The organism is Anaerolineae bacterium (genome assembly GCA_016931895.1).
GTDB lineage: Bacteria > Chloroflexota > Anaerolineae > 4572-78 > J111 > JAFGNV01.
Genome location: JAFGDY010000298.1, coordinates 1 through 18,540 on the forward strand (window position 1 = coordinate 1; position 18,540 = coordinate 18,540).

Annotated in this window: 15 protein-coding genes; 8 read left to right on the forward strand and 7 right to left on the reverse strand. The window is 53.1% G+C overall.

The window, feature by feature from the left end:
• Window positions 1–340 precede the first annotated feature (340 nt).
• Window positions 341–1,063 carry a response regulator transcription factor gene (locus tag JW953_22805; GenBank protein ID MBN1995536.1) on the forward strand — a complete coding sequence of 241 codons (723 nt, stop codon included), beginning with the start codon at window positions 341–343 and terminating at the stop codon, window positions 1,061–1,063.
• A gap of 90 nt (window positions 1,064–1,153) precedes the next feature.
• Here the strand turns inward: JW953_22805 and JW953_22810 are convergent, their stop codons facing one another.
• Window positions 1,154–1,393: a hypothetical protein gene (locus JW953_22810; protein MBN1995537.1), complete on the reverse strand. Its 240-nt coding sequence runs from the start codon at window positions 1,391–1,393 to the stop codon at window positions 1,154–1,156.
• A gap of 298 nt (window positions 1,394–1,691) precedes the next feature.
• Here JW953_22810 and JW953_22815 point away from each other — a divergent pair, with 298 nt between their 5' ends.
• From JW953_22815 to rsmG, 6 genes are all read left to right on the forward strand, one after another.
• Complete coding sequence (locus JW953_22815) at window positions 1,692–1,802, forward strand: hypothetical protein (protein ID MBN1995538.1); 111 nt, start codon at window positions 1,692–1,694, stop codon at window positions 1,800–1,802.
• Between the two features lie 367 nt (window positions 1,803–2,169).
• A complete protein-coding gene (locus tag JW953_22820; GenBank protein MBN1995539.1) occupies window positions 2,170–4,371 on the forward strand; it encodes a GAF domain-containing protein in 2,202 nt (733 codons plus the stop codon).
• Window positions 4,372–4,422: 51 nt separating this feature from the next.
• Window positions 4,423–4,920, forward strand: coding sequence for a response regulator (locus tag JW953_22825; GenBank protein MBN1995540.1), 498 nt, complete (start codon window positions 4,423–4,425; stop codon window positions 4,918–4,920).
• A 29-nt stretch (window positions 4,921–4,949) separates the two neighbouring features.
• Window positions 4,950–5,690 carry a hypothetical protein gene (locus JW953_22830; protein MBN1995541.1) on the forward strand — a complete coding sequence of 247 codons (741 nt, stop codon included), beginning with the start codon at window positions 4,950–4,952 and terminating at the stop codon, window positions 5,688–5,690.
• An 80-nt stretch (window positions 5,691–5,770) separates the two neighbouring features.
• Entirely contained in the window at window positions 5,771–6,706 is a 936-nt protein-coding gene (locus JW953_22835; GenBank protein ID MBN1995542.1) for a ribonuclease Z, read from the forward strand.
• A gap of 25 nt (window positions 6,707–6,731) precedes the next feature.
• Complete coding sequence (rsmG, locus tag JW953_22840) at window positions 6,732–7,448, forward strand: 16S rRNA (guanine(527)-N(7))-methyltransferase RsmG (protein ID MBN1995543.1); 717 nt, start codon at window positions 6,732–6,734, stop codon at window positions 7,446–7,448.
• Between the two features lie 5 nt (window positions 7,449–7,453).
• Here rsmG and cdaA read toward each other — a convergent pair whose 3' ends face one another.
• Together cdaA and JW953_22850 are read right to left on the reverse strand one after the other, a co-directional pair.
• Window positions 7,454–9,574, reverse strand: coding sequence for a diadenylate cyclase CdaA (gene cdaA / locus JW953_22845; protein ID MBN1995544.1), 2,121 nt, complete (start codon window positions 9,572–9,574; stop codon window positions 7,454–7,456).
• 3,210 nt (window positions 9,575–12,784) lie between these two features.
• Window positions 12,785–13,831 carry a serine/threonine protein kinase gene (locus tag JW953_22850; protein ID MBN1995545.1) on the reverse strand — a complete coding sequence of 349 codons (1,047 nt, stop codon included), beginning with the start codon at window positions 13,829–13,831 and terminating at the stop codon, window positions 12,785–12,787.
• Window positions 13,832–14,008: 177 nt separating this feature from the next.
• Here JW953_22850 and JW953_22855 point away from each other — a divergent pair, with 177 nt between their 5' ends.
• On the forward strand, window positions 14,009–14,656 hold the full coding sequence (locus JW953_22855; GenBank protein ID MBN1995546.1) for an FHA domain-containing protein: 648 nt from the start codon (window positions 14,009–14,011) through the stop codon (window positions 14,654–14,656).
• Window positions 14,657–14,682: 26 nt separating this feature from the next.
• On the opposite strand, the gene JW953_22860 is transcribed toward JW953_22855, so the two are convergent.
• The 4 genes from JW953_22860 to JW953_22875 form a co-directional block, all read right to left on the reverse strand.
• Window positions 14,683–15,522: a lycopene cyclase domain-containing protein gene (locus tag JW953_22860; protein ID MBN1995547.1), complete on the reverse strand. Its 840-nt coding sequence runs from the start codon at window positions 15,520–15,522 to the stop codon at window positions 14,683–14,685.
• Window positions 15,523–15,524: 2 nt separating this feature from the next.
• On the reverse strand, window positions 15,525–16,166 hold the full coding sequence (gene folE, locus JW953_22865) for a GTP cyclohydrolase I FolE (GenBank protein ID MBN1995548.1): 642 nt from the start codon (window positions 16,164–16,166) through the stop codon (window positions 15,525–15,527).
• A 41-nt stretch (window positions 16,167–16,207) separates the two neighbouring features.
• The gene (gene folK, locus JW953_22870; protein ID MBN1995549.1) at window positions 16,208–16,777 is read right to left on the reverse strand and encodes a 2-amino-4-hydroxy-6-hydroxymethyldihydropteridine diphosphokinase; all 570 of its coding nucleotides are present in this window, start codon (window positions 16,775–16,777) and stop codon (window positions 16,208–16,210) included.
• 319 nt (window positions 16,778–17,096) lie between these two features.
• On the reverse strand, window positions 17,097–18,524 hold the full coding sequence (locus tag JW953_22875) for a deoxyribodipyrimidine photo-lyase (protein MBN1995550.1): 1,428 nt from the start codon (window positions 18,522–18,524) through the stop codon (window positions 17,097–17,099).
• Between the last annotated feature and the right edge of the window lie 16 nt (window positions 18,525–18,540).

Consider the following 18,540-nt stretch of genomic DNA (forward strand, 5'->3'; position numbering starts at 1 on the left):
GAAAAGAAGCCTGCCCTTAAGCTTACTCCTGAACAATTAGCTCTTTTCCCTGACTTCATTTAGTTATCCCGAACTCAGGTTATTAAATAATTTTTACTCCTATTTTACTCTACTTTGAGTGAGGCCATCGTATCATTTATAAATTAATCCCAAGTTAAATTTGGGATAGCCTTTTGGGTGATTGGCGCGGCGACGACCTTATGTTATAATACCGGCACAGCGTTGGTCAAAGGTTTAGGGGAACTCCAGGTAAGGTATCTCTCAAAATAGTGCGGTTACAGAAGAGAAGATAGCCATTCTTTAACAATAATCCTGGGGCTCCTGGAGAGGAAAAATTGTTATGACTATGTCTTCAGCAACAGAAACCCCTCTACCACGAATCCTTGTTGTTGATGACGACGTAGAAGTGGCTAAATCTATTGAAGCAAGTTTGCGTCATCATTACAAAGTTTTTGTGGTTTATAGTGGGGTGGAAGCGCTGAAACAAGTTCGACGTCATCCGCCAGACCTCATTGTGCTGGATGTGCTGATGCCAGATATGGATGGTTTTGAAACCTGTCGCCAATTGCGGCTTGACCCGACCCTGGCCAATATCCCCATTCTATTTTTAACGGCCCTGGGCCGGCCAGAAGATAGGGTGGCAGGCTTTCGGGCCGGGGCCGATGATTATTTAACCAAACCCTTCAACCTGGAAGAACTCCAACTGCGCATCAAGGCCATCCTGCGCCGAGTCGCCCCGCCTGTTTCCCTGACCAGCGCCAACATTCAAATCCGCGATCTTGTGCTTAACCGGAACAGCTATCAGGTAACCACGGGCAAAAAACAGGCCAAACTAACCCCCATTGAATTTGATTTGCTCTACCATTTGATGATGCATCCCCAAGAAGTTTTTACCAGTGAGCGTTTGTTGCAAGAGGTTTGGGACTATCCTTCGGAGAGCGGTAGCCCCGACCTGGTGCGCATGCACATTAAAAATTTGCGCCAGAAAATTGAAGCTGATCCCGGCAACCCGGAATTTATTTTAACTATTCCTCGCCGGGGATATACCATTGCTTCAGAGTGAAAACTTTAGGTCAAAACGTGGCGGCTAAATAAAATCCCGCCTGAGCTTTCGGCGGGATTTTGTTATGTTATCTTTTTTGTGAAGGCCGGGTTAGCCGGCCATATCCAAGATTTTCTGTTGTTCAGTAACCGGCTCCAACAACTCAACCTTATTACGCACAATCCGGGTCGGTCGGGTAGGGGCGTTAGACAGTGCTTTTTCCAATTGTTTGATTTCTGGATATAAATCATCTGTTGTTTGGGGCGACGCAGTTGACCAACGCTTCTGAGTGAGCCAGTCAATAACTTCGGTTAGCTTTTGGGTAATCGAATTTTGTGACTGCGTATTCATCAGGAATATCATCTCCTTGTTAAACATACAATAACTTTTTTTGTTCCCTTCTTTCTTTGACAACGCCTGGCCGAGGACAACGGCTTCTGACGCCATAGTTTAGCAATATTCCCTTTCTTTATAGTACATGCCAGGGGCCTATTTTATCAACCCCAAAAAGTGGGCATTTGCCCTAACCAAATATATGTTACTGAAGGACTGAATTTCTGCAAATTCCAACAGCAATTTAAAAACGGCCCATCTGGTTATCTCGATTCTGCTTCCGGCTTGTGGTATAATTAAACTAAAAAGAGATAAAATGCTGACCATTGACGGCGTTTACGGTGAAGGGGGCGGCCAAATACTCCGCACGGCTGTTACCCTGGCCACCATTTTGGCTCAACCCATTTGCCTTAAAAATAAAAGTTGAGATTCCGGGTCGGAATAGTGAGGCCAATACCCCTGCCGAAGCGGAATCCTGGCCGCGGCTGCCGGGGCCAGAAACATTTTTTACGCCTGTGCCCGGGTTGAGAAATCTGTGGTCGGAACAAGTGGCCCAAGAAGCCGTGCAGCACTTGTTGGCCTTTCAGCGCAGCGGCGCGGCGCTGGACGAACATCTGGCCGATCAACTTATTTTGCCGCTGGCGCTCTGCGGCCACCCGGCTGTTTTATCAACCGAGCGGATTTCTGAACACACGCGCACCAACCTTTGGGTGGTTGAACAATTTTTTGGCCCGGTAGCTAAAATTGAACCGGAAAACAATCTCATCCGGCTTTATGGTGATTGAAGGGTAGTTATGCCATCTGGCGGTAAAAATCCTCGTATTTTAATTATTGCTCCCACCGACGATGCCTCTTTGCGCGTTAGCCTGGAAAAACAATATGGCCTGGTGGTGCGTCATCAAACCAGCGGGCAGGCGGCCCTGGCCGTTCTGCAAACCACCCGGCTTGATTTGGTGGTGCTCAATGCCAATTTGGCCGACCCCCCGGCTTCAACGCTTTTGGCCCAATTGACCGCGCAAGAGGTTGATTTGCCAGTGGTATTGGTGGGAGCCAACGGGAAATCGTTTGGCCCGGATAGGGATTTTAATTATCCAAACATCATTGGCTGGCTCAATCAACCCTTTACGCCCGCCGAATTGGCCTCCGTTATTCATTCTGCGCTGGCCAGCCCCCCCTCCACCAGTGATCTGGTTTTGGCCAAACGCGCCGAGTTGGTGGAGGCCAACCAGCAGCTTACGCAGCGAGTTCAGGAGTTGGAAACCCTGTTTAAAATTGGCAAATCCGTCACCGCGCTGCTGGACCTGGAGGCCGTGCTCAGCCTGCTGGTCAAATCTGCGGTCAAGTTGGCCGGGGCCGATGAAGCTTATTTGCTCCTGGTTGATGAAACCAGCGGCGACCTGTACCTGCGGGCGCAGACCAATTTGGGAATTGAGGCCACGCAGGATTTCCGCATCCGGGTTAACGACTCCATTTCCGGCCAGGTGGTCAAAAACGGCGAACCGATTATCCTGGCCAGGGATAGCAACAGCCTGAAGGTAAAAACCGGCTTAACCGTTTATTCTTTGGTGAATGTGCCGGTGAAAGTGGGGCCGGAGGTGATTGGCGTGCTGGGGGTTGATAATCGCCGCCAGACGCGGGCTTTCACCGGCGACGACCAGAAGCTTTTGTCCGCGCTGGCCGATTGGGCCGCCATTGCCATTCAAAACGCCAGGCTTTATGCCACCACCAAAGAGTTCAGCCGCGATCTCAAACTTATCAATCACGTGAGCCGGTTGGTTTCCAGCACCCTGGATGTGGAACAAATTCCTCGCCTGCTCATCCAGCGCACCGCCGAGATTTTTGAGGCCGAGTGCGGCTCCCTGGCCCTGGTGTCGGAAGAAAAAGGCGGGGTGATTTTTCAGGCCGCTTACGACGGCGAGGGTCACGAGATAAAAACCTTGCGCGACTTTTTGATGCCCTTTGGCGAAGGCATTATTGGCACGGTGGCCCAAACCGGCATCCCCCATCTTGTCAACAATGCCCAGCAAGACCCCGGCTGGTCTCCCGTGGCCGACCGCTTGACCGGCTTCACCACCAAAAAACTCATTGCCGTCCCCCTCATTGCCGAGGGCAAGATTTTGGGCGTGATGGAATTGCTCAACAAAAAGGAAGGCGATTTTGGCCAGCGGGATGTTGAACTGCTGCTGCTGGTGGCTGCCTCTGCCGCCATTGCCCTGAGAAACGCCCAGCAATATACGGCCTTAATGCAAAGCAATGCGGCGCTCCGGGAGGCCCAGGCCCGGCGTATTGCCGCCGAGCGGTGGGCCGTATTGGGTAAGGCGGCCGGCAACCTGGCCCATCGCATCAATAACACTACCGCTTTGGTGCCGATGACCACCCAATATCTGGCCGAGTTGTTGCAGCAAGTGGACATGTCCCCTGACCTGAGAAAAGAAGTTGACGAAAATTTGGGCCGCATTGAGCGCAACACCCTTTACACCGTTGACCTGGCCATGGCCCTGTTGCGCCGTTTTCGCCACCAACCGGCGGAGGCGCAAGAGGTTAACGAATTGGTGAAACGGGCGCTGGCCTCTATTGAAATCCCGGCCAATATCAAAGTAGTGTGCCACCTGGACCCCGACTTGCCGGCTGTAAATACCAGCGATTTATTGGTAGACATTTTTGTAGAGCTAATCACCAACGCTGTCCAGGCCATGACCCAAACCGTCAGCCTGCTCCGCATTGCTTCCTTTGCGGTGGGCAACTGCGTTTCTGTGCAGGTAACCGATAATGGGCCGGGCATTCCCAAAGATAAACTCGGCCAGATTTTTGATATGTTCTATACCACCAATCCGCGCGGCCTGGGTTTTGGTTTGTGGTGGGTCAAAACCTTTTTAGAGCAGCAAGGCGGCGAAATTACGGTTGAGAGCCAGCCCAACCAGGGCACAACCTTTACCGTAACGCTGCCTTGCAACCCCTTGCCGCACCCCCCGCCGTTGCGTTCCTGGACAGAATAGGGTAAGATGGCTGGGTAAGGTATTACTGGTTATAAAATTATTGGAGAACACATGATGCGCAAACGTATTTTAGTGGTTGATGATGTGCCCGATTGGCGGGCAATCTTACAAGACGTTTTAAAAAGCGACTATGAGGTCAAAACTGTTGATAATTACCAGGCCGCTATGGACGTGATTCGTAAAAGAGAAGCGGAGCTGGTGATTGTTGACCTGCGCCTCAGCCCCACAGACGAGAATGACCGCCAGGGGATGGAGTTGTTAAAACAATTGGCCGAACATCGCATTAACTCAATTGTGCTCACCGGCTACCCAGAACGCGCTTTGCAGGAAGAGGCTCAGGAGAAATATAAGGCTTTTGAATTTATTGACAAGAGTAAAGTGGCCGGAAACCTTAAACGTCTTCGGGAAGTGGTGCGCGAAGCTTTTAAGATATTGGAGAAAGTACAGGAAAATCAGAATAACGCTATCCAGGCGGCTGCGGCTTTGCAGCCGGTAAAATTTACCCCGGACCTATCGCCCTGGCCCTTACAGAAATACAGAAAAAAATAAATTGCCAATATGCCTGAAAGATTAAACCAATGAGCCTGAACCTGAATATTGAAGGCATTGTTTTATTGCTTTTTTTTATTGCGCCCGGTTTTTTGTACATGCGCACTTATATGGCCTATCGCCCGCGCTACTATGCTGCCCCCAACGCTTTTGCCCAATTTGTGCTGGCCGTTATTGGCAGCGCCATTATCCATGCCACGTTGTTCACCGGCATTGCTTTGGGCTTATTGGGTTTCTGGGCCATTACCGGCAATATACTTTATCTCAACACTTATATTGACCCAACTATTCCGCTTATCAACTATCCTTTGCCCATTTCAGCCCTGATCATCTTTTTTACTATTCTTTATCTGGCCTTTAGTTTGGTGCTGGCCCGCCGTTTTGCGGCCTTTTTGGGGTCTCGCACCGGGGCCAGCCGCCCGCGCTGGTGGAAAAGAATTATGGGCGAAGACCCGCCGGAACCTTTTCTGCTGTGGCACACCATGCTCCAAATCGAGCCGCTCCAACTTGGTTTAATTCCACCCCACCTCAGGATTCAATTACGTAACGGCGAATACTTTGAAGGCGACCTCTACCAGATGCGGCTGGTAGGCGATGAAGAAAACACCGTTGAATTGGCTTTGCGCCGCATCTCCCGCCGGCCCAGCCCGCCAAAGTACGAGGGCGAAGCCGATATGCAGCCCTCGGATTTGGACCCTTTGCCCGACCAGGTTATCCTGCTCAAATCTGCTGATATTCTGTGGCTGACCCGCAACGATATTCCGCGGTAAATAGTATTCGCCTTGCGCATTTTGGGGTTTTACGTAGGCCATCCGCCAAAATGCATTATCCAAAAAGGAACACCTGACGCATGTTTGAAGTTATCTTTCTTGGCACCTCCGCTTCAGCCCCGTCCATTCAGCGCGGGCTTTCGGCCAATATAGTGTTGTACCGGGAGCATCGTTTTTTGATTGACTGCGGCGAAGGCACTCAACGCCAAATTTTGCGCAGCGGCCTGGGCTTCAAACGGCTCAATAAAATATTGCTCACCCACGGCCACCTGGACCACATTCTGGGCCTGGGAGGGCTGGCTTCCACCTTTAGCCGCTGGGAAGCCATTGATTCTATGGAAATCTATGGCGGTTCGGCCACCCTGGCCCGCGTTAAAGATTTGTTGCTCAAAGTGGTTCTGCGCGCCGATAAATTATCCCTCAAACTCAAGTTCATTTCCCTTAAACCCGGCCTTATTTTTGAGGATGACGCCTTTCAATTAAGCGCCTTCCCGGTAACCCACCGGGGCGCGGATTGTTTTGGTTTTTTATTTCAAGAAAAAGTGCGCCACCCCTTTTTAAACGATAAAGCCGAAGCCCTGGGCGTGCCCGTTGGCCCGGAACGGCGGCAATTGGTGGCCGGCAAAGCCGTTACCCTGGCCAACGGCCAGGTGATTCAGCCCGATGCGGTGCTGGGGCCGGCAGTGCCCGGGGCCAAGCTGGTTTTTGTAGGCGATACCGGGCGCACGGATGATTTGCTGGAAGTTGCCCAAAATGCCGATGCCCTGATCATTGAAGCCACCTATCTCAATGCAGAGGCAGAAATGGCCCACCGTTTTGGCCACATCACCGCTACCCAGGCGGCGCAACTGGCCGGCCAGGCTAACGTGCAGCGGCTCTACTTAACCCATCTCTCCCGCCGCTACCGTGACCAAGACGTAGAGGACGAAGCGCGCGCTATTTTTCCCAACACCACGGTGGCGCGGGATTTTGACCGGATAAAAGTAACGAGGGAGAAAAGTCACAGGTTTGAATGAATTATAGGGATTGATATTTACCAAAATGCAACAACTTCTTTATGATAACGCCCAGTCATTCAACCTTTTTCTCACCCATACCCAACTCAACGCTTTTACCCAATACAGCCGGGCACTCATTGCCTGGAATCAGAAAGTCAATCTCACCCGCATTGTCGCGCCGGAAGAAATTGCGGTGAAACATTTTCTCGACTCGCTCTCTGTTTGCCTGGTTTTGCCAAACTTACCCCCAGATCTTTCTATCATTGACGTGGGCGCGGGCGCGGGTTTTCCCGGCCTGCCCCTCAAAATTGCCCGGCCCGAGATACACTTGACGCTGCTGGAATCAACCGCCAAAAAAACCGCATTTCTCCAACATTTAGTTGATCTTCTGCAATTAAACAACGTAACCGTTTTGACCGCTCGCGCCGAAGAGGCCGGTCAGCAGGCCGCACACCGCGAGCAGTACGACGTGGCCGTAGCTCGGGCCGTGGCCGCGCTGCCTATGCTGGTCGAATACACCTTGCCTTTGGTCAAAGTGGGGGGGCGGGTGATTGTCCAAAAAGGCCGGCATCCCGCCGTTGAAGTCAGAACAGCGGTCCAGGCCCTGGGGATTTTAGGCGGCCAGATGGGCCAGATTTTGCCCGTTGACGTGCCGGGGCTGGAGGCCGAACGCCACCTGGTGGTTATTCATAAACAAAAACCCACGCCAAAACAATATCCGCGCCGGCCCGGTCTACCGGCCAAAAAGCCGATTACCTGAACCGGCTATCTTTCTTGCCAGGTATAAGCATTATTGGACATTGTGACCAGCACTGCGGGCGGCATAAGCTGCGCCCGGATGCCATCGGGCGTGATAATACTGGGCACAAGTTCAACATTTTCGCCTGGCGTAAGGCCGTTGAGGTCCACCCATACCCGGATCAAGATGGGGTCGTTCTCGATCTGCTGCAACGTAGGCAACGGCCCGCTGAGCAGCACGTCTACGGTGGGAGGCTTGAGGGTAGCCGTGATGCTCGCCGGCAGGCCGGGCAATTCCACCGGGCGGGCAACCAGCAGGTCCCCGGTGCGAGCCTTGATCTGGACGGTGACGTTTACGGCGCGCACTACACTGCCGTTGTTGGTATCCAAAGCCTGCACCCCGGCCGGCAAGTCAAGCGGAACCTGAGTTTCCAGGTTGCCAAAGGCCTGGCTGATGTTTATGGGCACGGTATCAATAAACCCGCCTATTTCCGCCAAACGTTCCGGCGGGCCTTGCAGGGCCACACTGGCCGGGCTAACGTTCAGGCCGCTTAACCAGTAGCCCAAGGGCGGCGGACCGCTGGGCACCACCCGAACCCCCACGTCGCGGGCGTTGGCGCGCTGCTGGATGGGAATATTGACCCGGACCTGGGCGGGTTCCAGGTTGATCCCGGTCATTTCACGGCCATCTTGGTCTAATGCCTGCAAGGGGCGGGTTTCTTGCAGCGACGCCCCCGCATTGGCCAAAGACACGGAAGTGCGAACCCGGCTGACGGCTTCTACCAGCGGTTCCGGCCCGCTCACCTGAACTTGCGCCGGCACAGCGGCAGGTTGGCCCGTGATTCTGTAGGCCGGCGATAGGTTTTGTTGATCGGGCAAATCTATGGCCACAGGCAGGGTTTTGCTGATAACCGGCGCTATCTCCAGATCCAGGATGGGAGGGTCTACCGATAATACCCGCACCGAGGCAGCGCCGGAATTGACCTGAATAGGCGAATGTTGCAAGCCCGGCAAGGCCTCCTTTAAAGAGACAACCGCCTGAAAACTGGCGGGGCGAAGGGTCAAACCCACCTCGGCCGTGGCTTGCACTATGGCCGATACCGTAGCCGGCGGGGGGGTCATCAGGGCGCTGTTGACCGGCAAATCCACCACCCGCAGGGGGATATTATCCACCCTATACCGCCGCGCCGGATTGGTCTGCTCACTCACAAACGACCAGGCCGCCACCCCCAACAACAGAGAAATCAACATAAGGTTAAAGTATGGCCAAAGGCGGCGCAACAAGGATGGTTGGCCGGACTGTGGCCAGAGTTGAAGAATAAAATGACGCAGCGACAGGGAGGATGGTTGAGCAGTAAGAGGCGCATAAAAATTAAACACCTGTTCCCGCAGAGTGGTGCTTTTGAGGGGGCGCCACAAGCGGCCGTCACGCGCCACCGAAATCTCGCCTGTTTCTTCACTCACCACAATCACCAGGGCGTCGTAGTTTTCACAAAGGCCCACGGCGGCCCGGTGCCGCGTGCCCAGGCGGCGTTCGGCGGGGAGGGGGTTTTGGGTGAGCGGCAATACGCAGCCGGCGGCCGTTATCTGATCGCCGCGAATAATCACCGCGCCATCGTGTAGGGGTGTGCCGGGATAAAAGATGGATTGAAGTAACTCGCCGGTGGCCTGACCGTCAAAAGGGATGCCGGTTTCCACTATCTCCTGCAACGAGTCGTTGCCCTCTAAAACAATCAAGGCCCCGGTTTTACTTCTGGATAGGTTTTCAATCGCCGGCATTAACCTGGCCAAGATCGACTCTGTGGCCGTCTGCCGCACGGCCCGGCCAATGGCCGTATTGCGGCCCAAACGTTCCAATAAACGGCGTAGTTCCGGCTGAAAAATAATGGGCGTGCCTACCAATAGGGCAATCAGGGAAACCCGCACCAGCCAATCAAAGGCGGGCAGGGGCAAGACAATGGTGACAATGAGCAGGAGCGCGCCCAGGGCCAGCGTGCCGCGCAATAAAAAACCGGCCCGGCTTCGCTGGATCAAGTTGAGTAACACAAAAAAGGCCATGCTGACCAGCAGTAAATCTAGCCCTTCCAGCCAGGTTAAATTTGACAACCGGAACATGGCATCGGCATATAAAGATTGTAAGGGCGTCATGGGAGCCTACCGCAGTTTGACCACAGTTTAAAATCCGATTGGTTTTTTCTTTTCATGATAGGTCTTCTTTCCTCCCCCCTCATAAATCTTCCTCCCCCCTCATAAATCTGTTGAGACTTAATTATACGCCAGCAACGGCTTAAACCTTCATCCCTGAGAATCTTTGGGAAAGGAAATTAAGTGTGTGTTGACGACACACCTAATCGGCGGTATACTTTATCCCAAATCATTTTACGAAATCAGGGAATATTTTTGGTGCCCGGACTTGCCCTTAAACCACAATCTTATATCTTGGTCGTTGCCGTCTTGCTGCTGACTCTCTTTTTAACCTCTCCGACCGTAGCCCAGGAGACTGATAGCACCTTTGCTCCCGTTGTTGAAGAAATATTTCTGGCCTTAACCCCCACCGAGCGAGTCGGACAACTCTTTATGGTCTCCTTTAATGGCGCCGACGTAGGCCCTGATTCTGACCTGGCTGAACTGATTCAAACCTATCGCATTGGCGGCGTTGTGCTTTCCGCTCAAAATAAAAATTTCACCAACAACCCGGATGCCCCCTTGCAAGTGTTGGCCCTGACCAATGCCTTGCAAACGCTGGCCCAAGAAGCGCCCCCCTCTTTGACCGAAAGCGGAATAATTACCCCTACTCTGGTCATCACCTCACCCCTTGCCACCACTGCCTCTCTTACCCCAACCTCTACCACCACGCCCACCGTTAAAACTTACCCGCCCCTGCCTCTGTTCATTGCGGTTGGCCATGAAGGGAATGGCTTCCCCTATACTCAAATTCGGGGCGGCCTGACTGACATCCCAAATCAAATGGCTCTGGGGGCAACCTGGAGTCCAGAAAATGCTCGTTTAATCGGCCAGACCGTGGGCCAAGAGTTATCGCTATTGGGCGTTAATATGCTTTTTGGCCCCTCGTTAGACGTTCTGGACAATCCTCGCCCGGAACGGGGCGGGTCGTTGGGGACGCGCACGTTTGGGGGACATCCCTTTTGGGTGGGCAAAATGGGCCAGGCTTATATTAATGGGGTTCACGAGGGCAGCGCCAACCAGGTGCTCACCGTTGCCAAACATTTTCCCGGCTTTGGCAGCAGCGACCGGGAGATCAACCAGGGCGTACCCACCATTTTAAAATCGTTGGATGATTTGCGTGAAACGGAATTACGCCCTTTTTTCCGGGTAACCCGTCTTGACCCGGAAAAACCGCAAGACATGGCTGGTTTAACGGATGGTTTGATGACGGCCCATGTCCGCTACCAGGGTTTGCGGGGCAATGTGCCCATCAGCCTGGATGCCAGAAACCTGCCCACTATTTTGGCTTTGAAAGAGTTTGTGCCCTGGCGTGAAGCCGGTGGCCTGATTGTCAGCGCGCCATTGGGCGCACCGGCTGCGCTGGAAGGGATTACTACCGGCGATAATTTTCCCGCGCGGCGTTTGGCCCAAGATGCCTTTTTGGCCGGCAGCGATATTTTGCTGCTGACCAATTTTTCCTTTGCCAATAAACCTGAAAACCAAATGGTCAATATCAAAAATGCCATTGGCTTTTTTCAAGAAAAATACGCCGGGGACCCTAATTTCCAGGCGGCGGTAGACAAAGCGGTCAAGCGCATCATCAAAGCCAAACTAAAACTGTACGGCCCAAACCTGTTAGAAACCAATCCGCAAAAACAGGTAGAAGATTTGGCCCTCTTAAATGAGCGGGCCATAGACCTTGATCAAATTGTGCAAGCCGGCGTCACTCTGATTACGCCAATGACTCAAGCAGAGGTAGACCCTCTCCCAGACCCCCCCCAGCCTGGCGAGAGTATTCTCATTTTTACCGACAACCGGCAGGCCCAGGATTGCCCCACTTGTCCTGAGTTTGACCTGGTTGGGACAACGGCTTTGCAGGAAATTATTTTGCAACTGTTTGGCCCGGAAGCCACCGGGCAAATACAGCCGGAACAAATCACCAGCCTTAGTTTTACCCAGTTAAAAGCAATGCTGGCCGAAGAAGCCCCGCTCGGTAGCACTGTCACCCAAGCCAGGATTGAAGCCGCCAATTGGATCATCTTTGTTATGCTTGATATCAATAGCGAAAAATATCCCCAATCTGATGCAGTTAGAGAACTCCTGCGTCAGCGCTACGATACCCTGCGCAACAAAAAGCTGGTGTTGTTTGCCTTTGACGCCCCTTATTTTTTAGACGAAACAGAGATCAGTCAATTGACCGCTTACTACGGCTTTTACAGTAGAGGACGCGATTATCTGGAAGCCGCCGCCCGGCTGCTGTTTCAGCAATTTGAGCCGGTTGGCGCTTCGCCGGTGAGAATACCGGCCCTCGGCCCCCTTGATCTCAATCCCGACCCGACCCAGGTTATCCAATTGCAACCGGTGCAAACTATTGACAAAGACGGCAACATTAATCCCCTGGAAGAACAACCCGAACCACGCACCTCTTTAGATTTGGCCGTGGGCGAGAGTATTCTGTTCCGCACCAGTGTGATTGTTGATAAAAATGGCCACCCGGTGCCCGATGGCACGCCGGTAGATTTTTTTAGATTCTATCCATTGGAAGGGCTGTCGCTGGAACCGTTGAGAACCAGCACCGTGAGTGGCGTGGCCGAAATCACCATTGTCAAAGACCGGGACACGCCTTTGCAGGTAAGCGCCTCAAGCGACCTGGCCACTCAGGCCGTTCCTTTTGACATTGGCCCCGGCATTGTTAACACTCCCACGCCTACCATTACCCCTACCCCACCTCCTACAGAGACTTCTACCCCCACGTCTACTTTCACCATGACCCCTACCGTGGAAAATACGCCGACCATAACCCCCACGCCCGTCCCCACCCCCGCCCTGGTGCCACTTCCGCCGCCAAAACCTGTATCCTTTATTGACCTGTTTTATTCGCTGGTAGGCATGATCCTGATTGGAGGCATTGCTTTTACCTTGGGTGGAGATCGTTTTTCGTTAGAGGAACGCATCCGCCCGACCCTGGTGGCCGTAGCCATTGGCCTGGTAGGTTACATTGGTTACACCATTTTGGCTATGATGTATCCGGCTTCATCCCTGGCCGAACGGGGTGCGGCAGGTCACTGGGTAGCGCCGCTGATCAGCCTGGTGTTTGCTATTTTGGGGGTGGCGGCCTGGTTCTTGAAGCCGGGCCGGATTTTCTGGGTAAAAGATGTGGAACGTTTAAAAGCGTTTTGGAGGGAGAGCAGCTTAGGGGCTTATTTCGCTAATGGGGGTCTGCCGGCCCGTCTCCAATCCATTCTCCACAGTCAAGCCGGGCGTGAAAGTGAGAATGACGGCCAGGATCAGGAGGGCGGCAATGAGCGCCAGTAAAACCCGGTTGCGCCAAAAAACAGCCCGCCAGCCATTAACTCGCTCTCCGTTCACCACAATCGGCGCGCCGGTGAGCAACTCTCGCCGAAATTGTTCAATGTTGGCCGGACGTTCTTCCGGGTGCAAGCCCATGGCGTGAAGCACGGCATGCTCTGTTTGCAGCGAAACATCAGGGTTAATAGTTCTGATGCTCAGAGGCGGTTGTTTTTTAGCCTGAATGTAGCGCGTTTTGGCATCGGGCGGTGGCTGGTTGGTGAGCAGGTGGTACAGGGTAGCGCCCAACGAATAAACATCGGAGCGACCATCGGTATGGCCGGTGTCGCCCCCAATCTGTTCCAGGGGCGCATATTGGATGGTTACCCGGCCTTGCAAAACTGTCACCGTGCGATTATCGTCGGGCAGCAACAGTTTGACCAGGCCAAAGTCAACCAGTTTAATGGTGCCGTTAGGGGTAACTTTAATATTTGAAGGTTTTATATCCCGGTGGAGAACAGGAGGGTCTTGTTGATGCAGGTGCTCCAAAGCGTTGATCAACTGCTCGGTCCAGAGGAGCGCCTGCTTTTCAGGAATAAAGGCTTGACGATGTCTGGCGTTTTCAATGATTTCGCGTAAATCTTGGCCAGGCACAAAATCCATTACCAGGTATTCACGGCCATTAAAAAAGAAAAAATCCGACACTTTGGGCAGGTTAGGATGGTCTAAACGGGCCAATACACTTGCTTCCCGGTGAAAGGCCGCTTGAATTTGCTCCTGGTGTTCTTTGGAGGCATTGGGGTCTAAATAAACTTCCTTAATGGCGCACAGGCGACCTTCCAGGCGCAGATCTTCGGCCTGGTAAATGGCTCCCATTCCCCCCTGACCCACCAGGTCCAGAATGCGATACCGAGACCACAAAATAGTGCCGGAATTCAATATTCCTGACATTTTAACTTTTTCTTCTCCAACTTTTGGCGTGTTGATACTTACGGCCGCCGTTGAACGGCCGCAACTATCCTCCTTTGAGGTAAGATACAAATTTACCCAATGATAGCTTAATCTAACAAACCTTTTCTGTCAAAAGCTTCAGGCCTAATTTATGAATTTATGCAGGAGGCAACCACAATGATGTATCAAGAAGTCGCTATGTTATTGGTGCAGGAAGGAAATAGTCCCAAAACACAGTGGTTTTTAACCGAGCCGACCATGATTATTGGCCGCGACGCCACCAGCGACGTGCAAATTGACGACCGCCAGGTATCCCGGCGCCATGCCGAAATCAGCCGTACCCCCAAAGGTTATACTATCCGCGATTTAGGCAGCAAAAACGGCACCTTTCTCAACGGCGAAGCCATTTCCGCCGAGCCTCAATTTATCCGCACCGGCGACGAGTTAAGCATTGCCCTGTGCGCCAAACTAACCTTTATTGAAGACGACGCCACCGCGCCGGCCGTGCCCCTGCAACGACGCGAAGCGGCCATTAAAATGGATTTTGCCGCCAAACGGGTGTGGATCAACGGCCAGGAAGTTGCGCCGCCGCTGTCCGTAGCCCAGTACACCTTGTTAGAACTTTTATACCGGAACGCGGGCAACGTGGTTTCGCGGGACAAGGTGGTGGAAACCGTTTGGTCGGCGGATGAGGCGGAAGGCGTTTCAGAACAAGCCATTGACGCCCTGGCCCGCCGCCTGCGCGAGCGTATCGGCGAGATTGACCCGGATAACAAGCTGTTTGAAACCGTGCGGGGATACGGGTTCCGGTTGAATTTATCGTAAGGGTCCAAACAGCTTGCGGCTGAATATTAAGCGCCCGGCTCACTACCCAACTTTACAGGGCCGCTCGCCGTCAAATGAACCCGGGTGAGGCCATTTTTTATCCACGCCGGCGCCCGCGCCTGGCCTTCCCGGGCCAAGACCAACATCATTCCAAAAATAACCAGGATATTGGTCAGCAAAAAGAAGATGAATTCCTCCAGGGGTAAACGGTTACCCAGAAAGATGTTGAGGGATTGGGCCGGGTTGATGGTCCAGGTGCCGGATTGAATGGCCAGGGCGTCGGCAAAGCTGAGGTAAAACAGCAAGGGCAACAGGGTTGCCGCCACCAGCCGCCGGTGTCGCCAGAGGATGTCGGCGCCAAAGGCTGTTTGCAGCATAATGGGCGGCAAAGCCCAGATCAACTGTAGGGCCAGGTATGTGCCCGGCGCCCAACCCCGGACCAGGATAAGCCCCGCTATTACCCAAATTAAACCCAAAACCGCCGTTGAGATCCGGCGTAGTTGTTGGGCGTAAGGCAGGGGCCGGGGGTCAAACTTGAGCCGGCGGGCCAGGTACAACCACCACAACCCGGCCAGAAAAGTTTGCAACACAAAAAAAATGTATTCCTCAATTGGCACCCAGCCCAGGGTAACGCCGGTAACCAGAGTGGGGTTGTACCACCATACGGCCGTGGCCACCAGGTAGTTGTCCCAGGGGGTGGTATAAACAACGGCCACTACCACGTGCGCCAGCAGCACTATCCAGGCCGGATAACTTTGCCATTCATGGGGCAGTGTGATCCCCCGCTGCCTATCGCGCCAGGTTAAGCCACCAAGCACCGCCAGGGGAATAAGGAGAAACAGAGCCAGAAAAGTAAAATAGCTCATCCCTAATCATCAAACCGGCGACGACCAATATGCTCCATAAATTCGGACCGGGTTTTGGGATCGTTTTTGAAAAGACCCCGCACGGCGCTGGTAACCATACTGGCATTGGCTTTTTTCACGCCGCGCATCATGCTGCACATGTGGACCCCTTCGGCCACTACGGCCACGCCTTGCGGATTGAGGATTTCATTGATAAAGTCCGCAATTTGCTCGGTCATGCGCTCTTGCACCTGCAAACGGCGGGCAAACATCTCCACGATGCGGGGGATTTTGCTCAAGCCAATCACCTTGCCGTTGGGAATGTAAGCCACATGCACTTTACCATAAAAAGGCAGCATGTGATGCTCGCACATACTATAATAGTCAATATCCTTAACTATAACCATTTCACTGTAATCAACCGTAAACAGGGCCTCGTTGATCATCTTGACCGGATCGGTGTGGTAACCGGCCAATAACTCATCGTACATGCGGGCCACCCGGTCCGGCGTGCGTTGCAACCCCTCGCGGTTGGGGTCCTCGCCCACATTGAGTAAAAGCGTGCGGACGGATTCTTCGATGGCCGCCTTTTTCTCGTCTTTTTCCTCTTTATGCGTCCCGTTAGGACTGAGTTGGAACAATTCCTCTAATCGTTCCACATCCATAATAAAGGTTTCCATTTTTTTCTCTCCTTACATAAAATTTGTCAACTTAGGTTTTTTGGGTTCTCAAACGTGTTTAGGCCCAAACCCGGTTTGGGAACAAGTTGGGCCAATGCTTGCGATACAGCCGGGTGCAGGCGCATTTTTTGCTCATTGCGGTCAAAACGCCGGGCAATGTCGCGCAAAGTTTGGCCGGTTTCAGGATGCCGATAATCAGGCGCAATCTGAGCCAAGGGGATGGCCACAAAAGGACGTTCTATAACTTCCGGGTCGGGAATATGCCGGTTATCCAGGTCAAAAATCTGGTCGTTAAAGAGCATGATGTCAATATCAATAGGGCGAGGGCCAAATTTATCCCCGTTGCGCACGCGACCCAACTTATCCTCAATCCGGCGGATGATCTTGTGTTTGAACGTTTCCGGCGGGTAATTGGTTTCAACCACAGTGGCCGCATTTAGAAAATTAGGTTGCTCAGCAACTCCCCAGGGCAAGGTTTCCCAAACCGGCGAAACAGCCACCAATTTGCCGGCCCGGGCCAGCATCTCGACCGCTTTTGCCAGATTTTCTTCCGGGTGAATGTTTGATCCCAACGAAAGAAAGGCCAGATTAGACATTGTAACCTCCTTTCCTGATTCCCCCTGTGCCAAAGTTGGTTTTGGCACAGGCATAGCTTAATTTACCGCGTAATTCCTGACATCTTCTGTCAGAAAGGTAAATATTTTTGAAATATTGGAATGGTTCATAAAACACGAGAATTAATTTTACACTTTCGACGAACGACCATTGACGAACAAAAATGGCGGACATTCGGCTATTTTTGTTCGTCAATGGTCGTTTGTCGTTCGTCAGGTGAAAAAGTGTCAACAGAGTTATGAATCATCCCGAAATATTTTTCCGGTTTGTCTTTATACGACGATGCTTCAAATTCATTTCTTATCCGGCCGGAAATGTCTGACTATTTCTGGCCCCGGCATAAGCCGCCAAAACGCGCTCGCGCGCCCTGATATGGTTTACTAATGGAGCCGGGTAATTACGCCCAATCAGGCCCTTGGTTTTTTGCTGCATAGCCAGCGGCATTTGCCAGGGTGTATGAATATATTTTTCAGGCACGCCGGCCAGTTCCGGCACCCAACGGCGCACATAGTGGCCATGGGGGTCAAACTTTTGCCCCTGCAAAATGGGGTTAAAAACCCGAAAATAGGGTGCGGCATCGGTGCCGACGCCGGCAACCCACTGCCAGCCGCCGTTGTTGGCCGCCGGGTCGCCATCAATTAGCTGCTGCATAAACCAGCGTTCGCCCCAACGCCAATCAATGAGCAAATCCTTAACCAGAAACGAGGCCGCAATCATCCGGGCGCGGTTGTGCATCCAGCCGGTTTGCGCCAGTTGGCGCATAGCCGCGTCTACCACCGGGTAGCCGGTGCGACCCTCGCGCCAGGCGGCAAAATCGTTTTCATCATTCAACCAGGGTATCCGGTTGTACTGGGGCCGGAAACTTTGACCGCGCGCCTGGGGAAAATGATACAAAATTGACATGTAAAATTCTCGCCAGATCAGTTCATTGAGCCAGGTTTCGGCTCCTTTGCGCGCCTGGGCGTTGGGCGCAGTTTTGATAGCCTGACGCGCAGCAACCGCTGCTTGCCGCGCCGAGAGCATGCCCAGGCGCAAGTACGGCGAGAGTTGCGCCGTACCGGCCCTATCCAGCCGATTGCGTTGATTGGCGTAATCAAAAATCCGCTGCCGGGCAAAGTGGGCCAGCCGGCGTTGGGCTTCGGTTTCACCTGCCGGAAAAGGTGTTGGCCGCGAGAGGTCTGGTTGGGGGAGGATGTCTTCGCTGGCCAACGTTGCCAGCGTTGAGATCATCTCCGGCGCAGACAGCAAGTCTGGCGCTTGGGGCATGGGCAAGTTTTTCCAGGCCCGGCTAAAGGGCGTAAACACCGTATAGGGGTGGCCGTTTGTTTTCAACACTATCGAGGGATGGTGAACCGTTAGCCCTCCGCTTACTTGTAGGGGTAAGGCCATAGCGATTTTTTCATCGCGGCGGCGGGCATAGGGCGAAAAATCGGCTTCGGCAAAGATTAAGTCGGCTTTGCTTTCGGCCAGCAGCCGGGTTAGCTCAGACTTTGGCTCGCCGTGCCGGATAATCAAGCGGCTGCCCCTGGCCTGCAAATCGGCGTCTAACCGGCGCAGACCTGCCCCTAAAAAAGCCAACCGTTTGCGGCCTGCATAAGGCGAGTTGAGCAATATCGGATCGAAAATGAACAGGGGGACGACCTGGGTGGCAGAGGCCAAAGCCTTGCTAAGCGTCTGGTTGTCGGACAAACGTAGATCGCGACGGATCCACCAAATGGCTGTGGTCATATCTTCCTTATGAATT

What these genes read in the sequence shown, in the direction of transcription:
- JW953_22805 (MBN1995536.1), top strand. Translation starts at nt 341, where the DNA reads ATGACTATGTCTTCAGCAACAGAAACCCCTCTACCACGAATCCTTGTT.
- JW953_22810 (MBN1995537.1), bottom strand. Translation starts at nt 1,393, where the DNA reads ATGAATACGCAGTCACAAAATTCGATTACCCAAAAGCTAACCGAAGTT.
- JW953_22815 (MBN1995538.1), top strand. Translation starts at nt 1,692, where the DNA reads ATGCTGACCATTGACGGCGTTTACGGTGAAGGGGGCGGCCAAATACTC.
- JW953_22820 (MBN1995539.1), top strand. Translation starts at nt 2,170, where the DNA reads ATGCCATCTGGCGGTAAAAATCCTCGTATTTTAATTATTGCTCCCACC.
- JW953_22825 (MBN1995540.1), top strand. Translation starts at nt 4,423, where the DNA reads ATGATGCGCAAACGTATTTTAGTGGTTGATGATGTGCCCGATTGGCGG.
- JW953_22830 (MBN1995541.1), top strand. Translation starts at nt 4,950, where the DNA reads ATGAGCCTGAACCTGAATATTGAAGGCATTGTTTTATTGCTTTTTTTT.
- JW953_22835 (MBN1995542.1), top strand. Translation starts at nt 5,771, where the DNA reads ATGTTTGAAGTTATCTTTCTTGGCACCTCCGCTTCAGCCCCGTCCATT.
- rsmG (MBN1995543.1), top strand. Translation starts at nt 6,732, where the DNA reads ATGCAACAACTTCTTTATGATAACGCCCAGTCATTCAACCTTTTTCTC.
- cdaA (MBN1995544.1), bottom strand. Translation starts at nt 9,574, where the DNA reads ATGACGCCCTTACAATCTTTATATGCCGATGCCATGTTCCGGTTGTCA.
- JW953_22850 (MBN1995545.1), bottom strand. Translation starts at nt 13,831, where the DNA reads ATGTCAGGAATATTGAATTCCGGCACTATTTTGTGGTCTCGGTATCGC.
- JW953_22855 (MBN1995546.1), top strand. Translation starts at nt 14,009, where the DNA reads ATGATGTATCAAGAAGTCGCTATGTTATTGGTGCAGGAAGGAAATAGT.
- JW953_22860 (MBN1995547.1), bottom strand. Translation starts at nt 15,522, where the DNA reads ATGAGCTATTTTACTTTTCTGGCTCTGTTTCTCCTTATTCCCCTGGCG.
- folE (MBN1995548.1), bottom strand. Translation starts at nt 16,166, where the DNA reads ATGGATGTGGAACGATTAGAGGAATTGTTCCAACTCAGTCCTAACGGG.
- folK (MBN1995549.1), bottom strand. Translation starts at nt 16,777, where the DNA reads ATGTCTAATCTGGCCTTTCTTTCGTTGGGATCAAACATTCACCCGGAA.
- JW953_22875 (MBN1995550.1), bottom strand. Translation starts at nt 18,524, where the DNA reads ATGACCACAGCCATTTGGTGGATCCGTCGCGATCTACGTTTGTCCGAC.